The sequence below is a fragment of the Streptomyces sp. NPDC044106 genome (assembly GCF_056433985.1).
Map to the genome: position 1 here is coordinate 196,217 of NZ_JBWKFZ010000014.1, position 12,857 is coordinate 209,073.

10 protein-coding genes, 1 tRNA gene, 1 other RNA gene and 1 pseudogene are annotated in these 12,857 nt (G+C 67.0%); 3 read left to right on the forward strand and 10 right to left on the reverse strand.

Annotated features, from left to right (window positions below):
* Positions 1 to 79 precede the first annotated feature (79 nt).
* The 9 genes from AC07DI_RS26200 to AC07DI_RS26240 all read right to left on the reverse strand — a co-directional run bounded on the left by AC07DI_RS26200 (position 80) and on the right by AC07DI_RS26240 (position 11,323).
* Positions 80 to 358, reverse strand: coding sequence for a CBS domain-containing protein (locus tag AC07DI_RS26200; protein ID WP_384255979.1), 279 nt, complete (start codon positions 356 to 358; stop codon positions 80 to 82).
* 45 nt (positions 359 to 403) lie between these two features.
* A complete protein-coding gene (locus AC07DI_RS26205; RefSeq protein ID WP_384255982.1) occupies positions 404 to 1,903 on the reverse strand; it encodes a DEAD/DEAH box helicase in 1,500 nt (499 codons plus the stop codon).
* Positions 1,904 to 2,256: 353 nt separating this feature from the next.
* On the reverse strand, positions 2,257 to 2,460 hold the full coding sequence (locus AC07DI_RS26210) for a cold-shock protein (protein WP_384255984.1): 204 nt from the start codon (positions 2,458 to 2,460) through the stop codon (positions 2,257 to 2,259).
* A gap of 613 nt (positions 2,461 to 3,073) precedes the next feature.
* The gene (locus AC07DI_RS26215; RefSeq protein WP_478906315.1) at positions 3,074 to 3,979 is read right to left on the reverse strand and encodes a phosphorothioated DNA-binding restriction endonuclease; all 906 of its coding nucleotides are present in this window, start codon (positions 3,977 to 3,979) and stop codon (positions 3,074 to 3,076) included.
* Positions 3,980 to 4,487: 508 nt separating this feature from the next.
* Positions 4,488 to 4,835, reverse strand: coding sequence for a hypothetical protein (locus AC07DI_RS26220; RefSeq protein ID WP_478906316.1), 348 nt, complete (start codon positions 4,833 to 4,835; stop codon positions 4,488 to 4,490).
* Complete coding sequence (locus AC07DI_RS26225) at positions 4,801 to 9,270, reverse strand: DUF6531 domain-containing protein (protein ID WP_478906317.1); 4,470 nt, start codon at positions 9,268 to 9,270, stop codon at positions 4,801 to 4,803. The genes AC07DI_RS26220 and AC07DI_RS26225 overlap by 35 nt, the downstream gene beginning before the upstream one ends.
* A 7-nt stretch (positions 9,271 to 9,277) precedes the next feature.
* The gene (locus tag AC07DI_RS26230; RefSeq protein WP_478906318.1) at positions 9,278 to 9,589 is read right to left on the reverse strand and encodes a hypothetical protein; all 312 of its coding nucleotides are present in this window, start codon (positions 9,587 to 9,589) and stop codon (positions 9,278 to 9,280) included.
* A gap of 64 nt (positions 9,590 to 9,653) precedes the next feature.
* On the reverse strand, positions 9,654 to 10,673 hold the full coding sequence (locus AC07DI_RS26235; RefSeq protein ID WP_478906319.1) for a hypothetical protein: 1,020 nt from the start codon (positions 10,671 to 10,673) through the stop codon (positions 9,654 to 9,656).
* The gene (locus AC07DI_RS26240; protein WP_478906320.1) at positions 10,670 to 11,323 is read right to left on the reverse strand and encodes a hypothetical protein; all 654 of its coding nucleotides are present in this window, start codon (positions 11,321 to 11,323) and stop codon (positions 10,670 to 10,672) included. The genes AC07DI_RS26235 and AC07DI_RS26240 overlap by 4 nt, the downstream gene beginning before the upstream one ends.
* A gap of 459 nt (positions 11,324 to 11,782) precedes the next feature.
* On the opposite strand from AC07DI_RS26240, the gene AC07DI_RS26245 reads away from it, so the two are divergent.
* Positions 11,783 to 12,127, forward strand: coding sequence for a hypothetical protein (locus tag AC07DI_RS26245; RefSeq protein ID WP_478906321.1), 345 nt, complete (start codon positions 11,783 to 11,785; stop codon positions 12,125 to 12,127).
* Positions 12,124 to 12,168 (forward strand): annotated as a pseudogene (locus AC07DI_RS26250) (hypothetical protein); the annotation flags it as partial. The gene AC07DI_RS26245 and the pseudogene AC07DI_RS26250, both read left to right, overlap by 4 nt.
* Before the next feature lie 340 nt (positions 12,169 to 12,508).
* On the opposite strand, the gene AC07DI_RS26255 reads toward AC07DI_RS26250, so the two are convergent.
* Positions 12,509 to 12,593 (reverse strand) — tRNA-Ser (locus AC07DI_RS26255).
* 130 nt (positions 12,594 to 12,723) lie between these two features.
* Here AC07DI_RS26255 and ffs point away from each other — a divergent pair.
* Positions 12,724 to 12,822, forward strand: an RNA gene (gene ffs / locus AC07DI_RS26260) — signal recognition particle sRNA small type.
* Positions 12,823 to 12,857 lie beyond the last annotated feature (35 nt).

Genomic DNA, 12,857 nt, shown 5'->3' on the forward strand with positions numbered 1-12,857 from the left:
GCGCCCCGGCGCCCGGCACGCACGCTCGGCGCACGCACCGACCGCCGCTGCGCCCGCGCTTCGCGCGGACGACGGGGGTTCAAAGACAGGCTCTTATGTCACGGAGACGGAGCCGGTCCGTGTATCCGGAGCCGTCGCGGACGACGGTGAGCCCGGACAGGGTGACCAGATCGATGCGCTTGCCGTCCTCGTCGCAGACGACCAGGCGTTTGACGCGAGCGCCGACCATGACGCACAGGGCGTCCTCGACGGTCATGTCGGCCCAGACCTGCGGTCCTGCTTCCTCCGCGTCGTCGTCCAGCGCCGTGGGCGCGTGGCCGGTGCCCGTCGGGCGGACCTGCGTCTGAACCAGCGTCAAAGGGTGCCTCCTGCGGCAATGGGTCGGCTTCTGATGACGAAGGTTCTACGCAGCCGCGTCGACAGTGCCCTGCTGTCGGCCGGCAGTGCCCTGCTGCTGTGCGTACGCACGCCGCGCCGCCGAAGCGGGCCGGCGACGACCGCGCGAAGAGCCACCCCGCTTGGGGCGCTCGACCACCGGCGCGGTGATGACGACAGGAACACCCGAGGGAGCCTGCGCGCCGGTGATGCGGTGCAGTTCCTGCTCGCCGGAGCGGACCTGGGTGATCTGCGGGCGGATCCCGGCGTCCGACATGAGGCGGACCATGCCGCGGCGCTGGGCCGGGGTGACCAGCGTGACGACGCTCCCGGACTCACCGGCGCGCGCGGTACGGCCGCCGCGGTGGAGGTAGTCCTTGTGGTCGGTCGGCGGGTCGACGTTGACGACGAGATCGAGGTTGTCGACGTGGATGCCGCGGGCGGCGACATTCGTGGCGACGAGCACGGTGACGTGTCCGCTCTTGAACTGCGTCAGGGTGCGGTTGCGCTGGGGCTGTGACTTCCCGCCGTGCAGTGCGGCGGCCCGTACGCCGCTGTTGAGCAGGTCCTGGGTGAGCCGGTCGACGGCGTGCTTGGTGTCCAGGAACATGATCACGCGGCCGTCGCGGGCGGCGATCTCGGTGGTGGCCGTGTGCTTGTCGGCGCCGTGGACGTGCAGCACGTGGTGCTCCATCGTCGTGACCGCGCCGGCCGAGGGGTCGACGGAGTGGACGACGGGGTCCGTCAGGTAGCGGCGCACGAGCAGGTCGACATTGCGGTCCAGGGTGGCGGAGAAGAGCATCCGCTGGCCCTCGGGGCGTACCTGGTCGAGGAGTTCGGTGACCTGCGGCATGAAGCCCATGTCGGCCATCTGGTCGGCTTCGTCGAGCACGGTGATGCCCACCTGGTTCAGCCGGCAGTCATCGCGGTCGATGAGGTCCTTCAGCCGGCCGGGAGTGGCGACGACGACCTCGGCCCCGCCGCGCAGCGCGGCGACCTGCCTGCCGATCGACATCCCGCCGACGACGGTGGCCAGCCGGAGCCGGACGGAGCGGGCGTACGGGGTGAGCGCGTCGGTCACCTGCTGAGCGAGCTCGCGGGTGGGTACGAGGATCAGGCCCAGGGGCCTGCCGGGCTCGGCGCGCTGCCCGGCCGTCCTGGCGAGCAGGGCGAGACCGAAGGCGAGCGTCTTGCCGGAGCCGGTCCGCCCGCGGCCGAGGACGTCACGGCCCGCGAGGGAGTTCGGCAGCGTCGCCCCCTGGATCGGGAACGGGACGGCCACACCCTGCCTGCCGAGCTCGGCAAGGAGCGGCGCCGCCATGTCGAGATCGGCGAAGGACTCCACCGCGGGAAGCGCGGGGGTGACGGTCTTGGGGAGGGCGAACTCACCCTGCGGCGCGACGGGCCGACGGCCGTGACCGCCGGAGCGGCGCGGGGCCGAGGAGCCGAAGCGGCCGCCGCTCTTTCCCGTGTCGGGACCGCCATTACGGGTGCGGGGGAAACGGTCGTTCGTACGTGTGCGGTTCATGCGGGAACCTTCCTCAATGCGGCGCATATCAAGGAATTCCGCAGCGATGAACAGCGCAGAGAATTGCAAGAATGAGCCGAGGGTAAAATCAAAAGGGCAGTCGTCCGGCGAACGTTTCGTTCGATGCGAAGCTGCGCTGAGTGACGCGATGAGGACGTGGAATCCTGGGCGTCGACTGCGGCGGTGCCGTGGAGAGGGACTTCCGTGTCCCTGGGCGGGCTGCCGCGTACGGTTGAGGAGGACGGCTCCTGTGTGCCGTCCCGGCCCGCAGGTGAAATCACTGCGGGAAATGCATGCAGCTGGGGCCCGCACCCCGAAGGATGCGGGCCCCAGCTACAAAGTGCGCGTCAGTGTCAGGCGGGAACGATGTTCTCGGCCGTCGGGCCCTTCTGGCCCTGCGCGATGTCGAAGGTCACCTTCTGGCCCTCGAGCAGCTCGCGGAAGCCCTGGGCGGCGATGTTCGAGTAGTGGGCGAACACGTCGGCGCCGCCACCCTCCTGCTCGATGAAGCCGAAGCCCTTTTCCGCGTTGAACCACTTCACGGTGCCATTAGTCATGTCAATCTCCTTTGGGGCAGTACACCGGAATCCGCGTCTGCGGAAACCGTGTCGCCGCGATGATCACCCCGCCGGAAATGACCGGTAATACAAAAGCGCCCTCGTCACAGTATGCGACCAGGAGCACTTGAAGTTTCGGGAACCACAACTGCAACTAGAACGACAGTAGCACGTCATGGCGGCCCGTGGGCGGGGAATAATTCCGCTTTACCGGTGGCGCCAAAAACCCTTCGCGCCCGGCTCGTTAAACCCTCACTCCGCGAACACAGAAATTGAGTCACCGAAATACGATGTTTCAGGAGGGCGGTGGGGGCGGGGCGGCGTGCGCCTGACGGGCGGGTGCGGACCGAGACCGGAGCGCCGGGTCAGACCTTCCTGACGACGATCGCGTCCGGGACCAGCTTCTCCCAGTCGTCTGCGTCCGAGGTGAAGACGGTGTCGAGCTACGCGATCATCCTCCGGTCGCCGCGCACGGCCAGGGACAGGGCTTCGCGGTCGAGCACGAAGACGCGCAGTGGTCGCTGCCCGTGCTCGCCGGCCCGTTCCTTCACGCGGCCTCTCCGGCGCCATGCGTTCCGGCGGCGGTGCACTGAGGCGACCCTCGGATCGGCGGTCAGGGGGTTGTGGCGGGGCGTGGGCTGCCGTGGAAGACCTGGCTGGTGTGCCAGGAGCGGTGGGTGGCGGCGATGGGGCGGACGCCCGGCTGGGGGCCGATGACCGGACGGCCGGCGAGCATGATGACGTGCTCGCGGGCAGCGGTGCTGCGCCCGACGAAGCCTTGTGAGACCAGGATGCGGTGGCCCTCGCCATGGCCCTCACCGAGACCGAGCACGCCCTTGTCGAAGAGCTTGTGGTGCAGCGTGCACAGGCACAGCCCGTTGTCGACGTCGTCCGGTCCGTCAAACGCCCACCAGCGCACATGGGCGGCCTCAAGGCCGACCGGCACTGTGCCGATCCTGCCGTCGTACCCACAGAAGGCGCACTGGTACTCGTACGCGGTCAGGACCATCTCCCGCATCCGCCGGTCCCGCTGTCTGCGCGCGGCCGAGAGCTGTCCGGGTTCGGCCTCCTCCAGCTCCAGACCGACGGCTTCGCACAGCTCGCCGTGGAGGGAGGGCGGGAAGTTCAGGTCGAGCAGTACCCGTGCCATCCGGCCGAGCAGGGACGGCTCCCGCCGCAGTGCCGCCCGCAGTTGAGGCGCCAGCCGCCCCGCGGCGCCGGACGCCCGCAGTTCCTTGACCCCGGTCCCGGGGCTCCCCGGCCCGCGCTCGGTGCGCACCTCCCACACCCCGTCACTCACCAGGTGATGGAAGGGGTAGGCGGGCGTCGTCCGGTTGCCGGGCCCGTACTCGTCGAGCAGCCGCCGCAGATCCTGCTCCACCGCGCTGTACCGCAGCTCGCCGTCGGCGTCTTGTTGAAACCGGCTGAGCGCGTACAGGAACAGGAGCGGCTTGTGCGGTGCGCGCGTCCCGCTCCTCGTCCACTGCCTCAGTTGCGTGGTGCGCTCGACCCAGTCCACGATCGGCGATCGTAGTGGAGGCTCGTCGCAGCGGTGGGCCGGGCCTCCGTCGGCCGCGCCGATGGGACACCTCACAAGGACCAGAACGAAGACCGGGACATGCAGAGAACCCCGGCCGCTCAGCGGACCGGGGTTCTCGTTTCGCCTGTTCAGGCGGGTGCGGAGGATACGAGATTCGAACTCGTGAGGGGTTGCCCCCAACACGCTTTCCAAATGTTCGTCTGGGCTGCAATCAGCTCGGTCACCGAGCCCACGCCGATCACCGTCGCTGCCCCGATCGTGGCCGGGCCGTTCGGAACGAAGCCGCCCAGAGTGGCTGCGACTGTGCGGCCCATGATGCTACGGGGCACCTGCCGGGGCGAGGGCCAACGCCACCTGTAACCGGGACGCCTCCAGGGGCTTTGTCCGGCCTCACTTGCCGCCCCCTGCGAGCTCGACGGCCGACTGCACGGGAACCGTCGCGGCGTTATCGAAATCGAGGCGGGCACCATTCGCGGACTTCCCTCGGTCACTCCTGCCAATCGAGCTGGTTCACACCCTCAATGTCTCCCCGGGAGAGCTTGAGGAGGGTTTCGATGACCTCGTCCCAGGATTCGAGCGTGATGCGACGAGGAGGGACCGCGGAGTCCTCGACGTTTTCCCACCACAACGTCCGATCTGCGAAGACACTTAGACACCATTCAGACTCGTGCTGCAGCGACACGTCAGTGTGTTCATCATCAGCCGCCGTTTCCAGGCTTGCGACGAGTTCCCGGATTTGCTCCTCATTGGGATCGTCAATGTCTGACCCCATGACATCGCGCATAAAATAGGACATCAATTCACCTTCTGCGTCGATAATTTGGAGGAGCTCCATTCGGTATCGCCCATTCAGCATACCCTCCGGAGTTTCCGGGATGGAGGACGTCCCACCATGGGGACCCCGGAGTGTGCTGGTAGCGGGGCACCAGGCGGATGACTCCTTGACGACCCCCGGCATTGGCGGCGGGCTCGTGTTGCCACGTGTGACCAAGCGGGTCCCTTCGGCCACCCGTAGAGCTCACACGGTCCGCGATCCCGGGAGAAAACTGGTCCAGGTAGGCGCCCAGTTCAGGATTCGCCTTGATCGCATCGTCCAGCGCGGCGTTCGCACGATTGAAGTGGACGCCACGACCCCGCCCGAAATCTGTCGGATCCAATTGCATTTCAAACAGGGATGAATATCCCTTGGGGTCTATTTGCTGCCCGGTTACGGGGCAAGTGCCAGGAGCGAGCCCCAATATGTCAGTCCAGACATTGGGGTTCGGCGTGTACGTTCGGGGGTTGTCGGCGGGGGCGAGTCCGAGCGGGTCCTGGCTCAGGTATCTGGCGGTTTCCGGGTCGTAGTGCCGGAAGTAGTTGTAGTGTAGGCCGGATTCGGGGTCGTAGTACTGGCCCGGGAATCTCAGAGGCGTATACGTGGTGCTTTGCGTGGACCATGCCGTGACGCCCCACAGCGTGCTGCGGGCGCGCCAGGCAATGTCCCCGTCCTCGCCGAGAAGTTCGGTCGGTGTACCGACGAGGTCGGTGACGATGGCGTAGAAGCGTGTGTCGATCTGGTCCTGAGGTGCGTCCGGGGCGACGCGGCGTTCGGTCTGCGCGATGGGGCGGGTGCCGTCGTGGTCCCACGTCACTGTGACTTGGGAGGGCAGGTCGGCGGAGCTTGTGCTCTGTTCGCACAGGGTGGTGCCGTCCCAGGCGAAGTCAGTCCGTTCTGTGACGGACGCGCCGTCGGCGGCGAGGCGCTGTTTGGCGATGCGGCGTCCGAACGGGTCGTAGAGGTAGCGCCATGTAGTCCCGTCTGGAGTTGTGACCGAGACGAGGCGGTTTTCGGCGTCCCAGGCGTAGCGCCAGGTGTCCGGCTTACGGGACAGGCGGGTCTTCTGGCGAAGGACGACGCGGCCTTGGGCGTCGTACTCGTAGCGCACAGTGCCGGCACGCGTGACCAGGGTGCCTTGGTATGTGCGGGGGCCCGTGGCCTCTTGCTCTGGGTGAGTGGAGGGCCAGGCGGCCGCGGTCTGGTTGCCCAGCTCGTCGTAGGCGTACCGTTCGCTCCACTCGTGGGCCTGGACGGCGGTGACGCGTCCGGCGCCGTCGACATCGAAGTGGCGTGCGCCGTTCAGCCGGTCGTCGATGCGGCGAGGGCTGCCGTCGCTGCCGTACTCGTAGGTCCGGTTTTGGACGGTCCGTCCACCTGGCGCGAGGACCGACTGGCTGGTGAGGCGGTCCAGCTCGTCAAAGGTCTGCTTCTGCGTGGCAACGCCGTCCACGTGACGCCCCATTACGCGGCCCACGGTGTCGTAGTCGGTCGCGATCGTGTGTTCGGAGTCCGTGCGCAGAACGGTGGGTCGGCCCGCCCGGTCGTACGTCCATTCGCTTGTGACGCCGCTGGGTGTTGTGCGGCTGGTCCGGTGCCCGGCGGAGTTGTAGAGGTATCTGATGGTGTGGTCGTTGACGGATTCGCTCCGCACGCGCCCTGCGGCATCGTGCTGCAGCTCGATGGCCGCGTCGGCATTCGCCGCCCGGGACAGGAGTCCGGTGTGGTCGTACTCGAAGGTGGTGACCGCTCCGTCGGCGTCCTTGCGAACGACTCGGCCGAGCGTGTCGTGCTCGAAGCGGGTGATCTGTCCCATGGCGTTGGTGCGGTAAGTCAGGTGCCCCGCGGGACTGTAGGAGTAGTCCGAGCCTCGGCCGTCAAAATCTGTCTCGGACGTGAGTCGACCCGCGGCATCGTAGGAGTAACTCCAGAAACGATTCTGCGGGTTGGTGACACTGACCAGCCGCAGGTCGGTGTCGTACGCGAACTCGTAGCGGGTGCCATCGGGGTCGTTGCGGGCCGCCACGAGATCGAAGTGGGTGTATTCGAAGCGGGTGATGCCCCCGTCCGGGGTCGTGTGCGCGGTGCAGTTGCCCTCGCCGTCGTACTGCCAGGACTCCGAGGTGGCGTCCGGAGCCGTGCGGCGCACGAGCTTGCCCTCGACCGTCCACTCGAAGCGAGTGACGTTCCCCAGAGGGTCGGTGATGGCAGAGGTACGGCCGAAAGCGTCTCGCTCGTAGTGGGTGACGGCCCCGAGCGGGTCGGTCAGGTCACGAGGGAGCCCCACGCGGTCGCACCGCAGGTGAGTGGTGTTGCCCAACGGGTCGGTGACGGACTTCCGGTGCCCTGCCTCGTTGTACGCGAATTGCGTGGTGGCTCCGGTCGGGTCCGTCATCGCCGTGAGGTTGCCGCGGGCGTCGTATTCCTGGTGCCAGGTTGCACCGTCCGGCCCGGTCAGTGAGGTGGGCAGGCCGAGTTCGTTGTACGCGGACCGGGTTGTGCTGCCGTCCGGGCGGACGACGGATGTCACCTGCCCGTGATCGTCGTACTCGTAGCGTGTGGTGTGCCCTTGGGCGTCTGTGACAGCGACGAGCTGGTGGTGGGCGTTCCATTCCTGTTGCCGCGTGTGTCCGAGCGGATCGGTCTCGCGGATGAGGCGGTGGGCCTCGTCGTGCTCGTAACGGGTCGTCTGGCCGAGCGAGCTGGTGACTGTGGTAGTGCGGGTGGCGTCGTCGTAGGTCAGGGTGCCTGCGAGGAAGCCGCCGCTGCCGTCTGTGCGCACGACGCGGCCGCGGTGGTCGTAGAAGTACTGGTAGGCCGATCCATTGCGGTCGGTCCATGAGGTGATCCGGTCCGTCTCGTCGTACGTGAAGCGGGTCGGCAGGCCGGAGGAGTTGATGACCTCGGTGAGATTTCCGTCGTCGCCGTAGCCGAACGACACGAGCGTCGTCCCGCGGCCGCCGGCGTGTTCCGGGTCGAGCAGGCGAAGGGCGGAGATCCGCGGCAGGGTGGGGTGCTGATCCAGGGCTATTCGGTATCCGCCGGAGTGAACGAGTCCGGTAGGGGTGCCGTCGTCGGCGTACTGAAGGGTGATGAGCTGGCCGTTGTTGTCCACGATCGCCTGCAAAGGCAGATCCACAGCCTCACCGTCATCGGTGGGCTGCGGGGTGTGGAACACATACGCGAGGCCCGAAGCGGTGTCGCTAACCCGAAGCGCACCGTCGGTCTCCGTGTCCCAGCTCAGCGGCAAAGACTTGACCGGACCGGCATAGACGGGGCCATCGGCTTCGGCATCGAGGAGCGGGTACGTCAGCCGGGCCCCGTCCGCCGTGGCGTACGTGATGCTTTCGTCGCTCGCTTGTAGGCGCTGGTCAAGAGTGGAGGACCAGGAAGGGCCGAACCAGCCTCCCCAGCGGTAGGAGGAGAGGTGAGTACGCTCCAGGATCAAGGGGAGAGCGCCGGGGAGTTGCACGTCGGTCTGCGCCAGGAACATGTCTCCGGTGGCCACGTCGATCGGGTCGACCTTGAGCTCTTTCTCCGCCGCGCGAATTCCAGCCCTGAGCCGCTCAGCCTCACCAGGTTTCAATCTGAGCCTGGTGAGGTCGGATCCACCGAGCCCCAACGACCGCCCCAGTTTGGCGAGCTCACTGGGCTTGAGCTTCTTCAAGCCCTTGCCGAGCGCCTTGCCCAGTATTCCGCCGCCGACTCCCAGAACCGCGCCTTCCGCCAGGAGCCCGGCCAGCTTGTCCGGGTCCTTGAACGCGCCAGGGTCTTGCAGAGCGGCGTCGAAGGCGGAGAACTTCATGCCCTCACCTGCGAGTTTGCCGGCCTTGGCGATGGTCTTGATCTCCCCGAGGGCCTTCAGTGCCCGCTCCAGGCCGCGGATCGCCTCCATCACGGTGCGGATGACCGAGGCCATGCGGGTGCCGGACTTCTCGATGCGGCCGATCAACACCATGATCTTCGCGGCCCGCGCTCCGGCCGCGAGGTTCCCGGCGATCACGGACAGTCCACCGGTCAGCACCGACAGGGCTAGGCTCGCGATCTCGAACTCGGCGATCTCCGCCAGGATCACGCCGATCTCGGTCAGCAGGTCGTGGGCCTCGTCGGCGAAGTCGTCCAGCGCCTTGGCCCCGTCCCGCAACGAGTCGGCCATGTTGGTGGCCTGCGTGCGGGCGGTCTTGGCCCGCTTGTGGAGGGCCTTGGCGGCCTGGCCCTCCCACTCCAGATCCGTGAGCGCCGTCTCGGCGTCGTGAGCGGCGGCGTCGAGGCCCTTGGCCAAGTCCCGCCATTTCTTGGCGATCTCCCGGATGCCGTCGGGGTCGATGAGCGGGTCGGTGATGCCGAGGAACTCCAGGCCGCTGGCGAGGGTGTCACCGAAGGCGTGGTTGGCCTTGTTGATCCATTTCAGCGGGTTGAGGTCGTCGACGTCGATGCCGGGGATGTCGAAGCCCATGGACGGCTCAGCCCTTCTTGGCGCGGGCCGCTGCGCTCAGCAGGACGTCCAGCAGGTCGAAGGCGTCGGAGACGTCGCCCATGAACTTGGCCTCGGCCTCCCACTCCTTGTGCAGGCTCTTGGTGAGCTTGGCGATGGTGTCCATGCCGTCCTGGATGTCGTCCTTGGCGCTCATCAGCGAGCCCAGCACGCCGAAGGCGGACATGTCGTGGGAGGCGGAAGTGAAGTCGTGCAGGGGCTTGGTGGTGTGGTGGTCGACCTTGCCCAGGGCAGACGCCGCCTTGTGGAGGGATTCCGCGTCCTTCTTCAGGTCCGACATGCTGCCCGCCCCCGTGGGTTGAGATGGTTCTGCGTGTGGTGCGACGACTGGCCGACAGCCTCGGTCAGCGGTTGATGGACTGGATTTCCTGGACGTTCATGTCCTGGGTGGTCTCGAAGGTGCCATCGGGCAGATCACCCTTGGTCTTCCCGCTGCCGTGCCACTCGATGGCCCAGGTCACCGATGCCTTCAGCTGATACGGCTGATCACCCGTGGCGCGCAGGTACTTGATGCCGCACGGCGGATCCTGCTCGGCATTGCCCTTCTTGTACGGGGTGCCGATGGAGCCGTCCTTGCTGAAGGTGCACTCGCCGGTTGCCGGGTAGGCCTTCGCGTCCTCCGTGCCCGGATTCAGGTGGAGGCTGACCGGCTTCGCCGTGGTCTCCGCCCACAGTCCCGTGTTGGGCAGCTCGGCACGGACCCTGATCTCCTTGAAGGTCCCCTTGTCCAGCCACACCCAAGTGGGCAAGTTCACCGTTGACGTGGTCTCGGGCTTCAGCTCGACCTTGGTGTCCGGCACCTTGGTCTGCTGGTAGGCGAGGGCGGCGAGGGTCTTGGGGTTGATGGCCTGGGGAACGTTCGCAGGCTTGCCCTTGTCCACCCAGAAGGGAGGCCGGGTGCAGGCCCGAGCAGCCGGATCGTTCTTCATGTCCTTGTTCTTGACGGCCACCCACCACATGCCCTTGCCGTTCTTGTCGGCATTGAAGTTTTTGTAAGGGTGTCCGCCCTTATAACGCTCCTTGGCGCCGGCGATCTTGTTGGGGTTGCCGCCCGCAGACTTGTGGATCGACCACTGCGCTTCCATGAAGGTCTTGAAGTCCTTGGCCTTCCAGTACGGCTCGTACCAGCAAGCGGGGATCTTCCAGTCCAGCGCCGTGGGAGTCAGGCTCCTGGAGCCATCGGCGGAAGCCTGGCCGCCCTCCACCTTGAAGACGACCTTGGACATCAGGAGCGGGCCCGTGGAGTCGCCACTCGTATCGGACTTCTGCTCGCCGGTGTCACCGAACCCTCCAGCCGCCGCAGGAGACGCAGAGAGCAGGCACAGTACGGTAGTGAGCGCCGCTACCGCAGTGCGGTGTGTCACGGCTGGCACTTCTCGGCCCCCCGGTCCTCGCTGATGTCCCAGATCTGCCACACGCCGTCCTCGTTCTTCTTCACCCCGGCGTTGTAGTAGACGTAACTGTTCGGCGTGGTCTTGGTCCCCTGCCTCTTACCCGTCTTGCGGTTCTTGAGGTCCGCCCGGCTCTCGTCCACGCAGTACGTCACCGCGGCTGACGTCTTGCTGAACGTGGTCACTTGCCGGTCGTAGTAGCGCAAGGTCCCGGTCCAGCTGATGTTCTTGTCGATGTTGGAGGTGGCGTACTTGTACACGCCGGTCAACGCTTGATCCGTGTAGTAGAAGGCCATCCCCGCGTGCTTGGCGTCCCCGGTCGCCATCGCCTGCCAGACCGTGCTGACGGTTCGCTCGTTGTCCGCCAGGATGGCATCCTTCACCGCGTCGCCCGTCTCCCGGTTCTCGAAGAGCATCTTCATGTCGGACGGCAGCTTGATCGCTGGCCGGTCGATCCCGTCCGCCGTCGCGGACGGCGATGGCGAGGCCGACTTTTCGCCGCTCGCGTCAGCGCCAGCGATCTTGTCGATGTCCTTGCTGTCGTCCGACCCGCCGCAGGCGGTCAGCAGCAGGGCCGCGCATGCGGTGAGTGCGGACGTTGCAAGCCGGATCGAGCGATTCACGGGGGATCTCCGGTACGTAGGAGCTGAGCTGAGCAAACCAACGCTATCCGTGACCGCACGGTGACAATGAGGCGGGGGTGAACGATGGCCGGAGTGCTCCGGGGCGGATCGGGCAATCCGGATGCGGCGCACACGGACTGTCAGGAGAAGCGATCGAGGCAGGGCTGAAAACCGGCCATGCCACGCAGGAAGCGCAGTCACCCAAGGTGGTACTCGCCTCGGTAGCAGCCGCCTTGGACCGGGGGATCACCGCGCCCCGGGCGCTATCCATGTCGGTTTTGTTGGTGACTTAGGTTCGGCCGTCGTCGAGAGTGGACGTGCCGGATGCCTTTGGTGATCGCCTGCGCCGAGCGCTATGGGCTCGACCTGTGCACCTGGCCAAATCTGCCTGCCTTCGCAGCAGTTCGCCGGGGGCAGACAGGAAAGACCCCGGAAGGGTCTGGTACGCGGCCGCAACGCATGCCCACGTACGACGCCCTGCTGGAGAACCAGCCCCGACCCATGGAGGCGCCCCTGCACCCGCACCACCCCACCGATCCCTTGCACTCCGACTCGCCCGACCCGGTGTACTGGGTCACCCCGCGCCACCTGGCCGGTGATGACGGCGATCTCGCCGAGCGGATGGGTGACGTCTTGGCCGGCCTCGGCTGGCGCATGTGGCCGACTTCCCGTAACACCCTGCTGTATGTGAGCCCGGACGAGCTGCGCGGTGCCGAGTGGATCCTTGCGGCCTCCCCATTCGAGTTGGGCGGGCTGCCTGTCGCCTGGCAGCTCAGCGCCGCCCACATGACGCCTCCGCCATGACTGAATGGAACGCGTACTTCACCGCCGGTGTCCCGCACGAGGCGGTCGCCGATCTCCTCATCGCGATCGACGCTCATGAGGCACCCGACGTCGGCTTTGAGGGACCCGAGAGGGTCCTGACCGCGCTCGGTGCCCAGGGCTGGCTCCGCGATGTGGACCGGCCCCGCACGACCGCCACCGACCCCGGTTTCTCCTGCACCGTGTCCCTGGAGTTGCTGCCGCCGCTCGTCCGGGACGCGGACCCGCGCCCTGACCTGGTGGGCTGGCAGGCATGGGCGGGCGGAACCTGTTCTCGGCGCCCCGTATCAATTGAGACCAGACAACAACGAAGGGCCCGGCCGCTCAGCGGTCGGACCCTTCGTTTGCCCTGGTGGGCGAGTGCGGAGGATACGAGATTCGAACTCGTGAGGGGTTGCCCCCAACACGCTTTCCAAGCGTGCGCCCTAGGCCACTAGGCGAATCCTCCGCCGCAAACAATACAAGACGTTGGGGAGTGCTCGCGAACACGATCCCGAGGTCGTCGGCGTGATCGTCGTCTCGTGGGCCGGGGGCGGGGGCGGCGTCGCTTCCGGGGGCGGGGATCCGCTACTGTGGGGGCCAGCCCCTCACGTGGCGCTATCTGACTGAACTCCCCCAGGGCCGGAAGGCAGCAAGGGTAGGTCGGCTCTGGCGGGTGCGTGGGGGGCGCTTTGCGTTGGGGCGGTCCGGGTTGTCAGTGGTCGCCTATAAC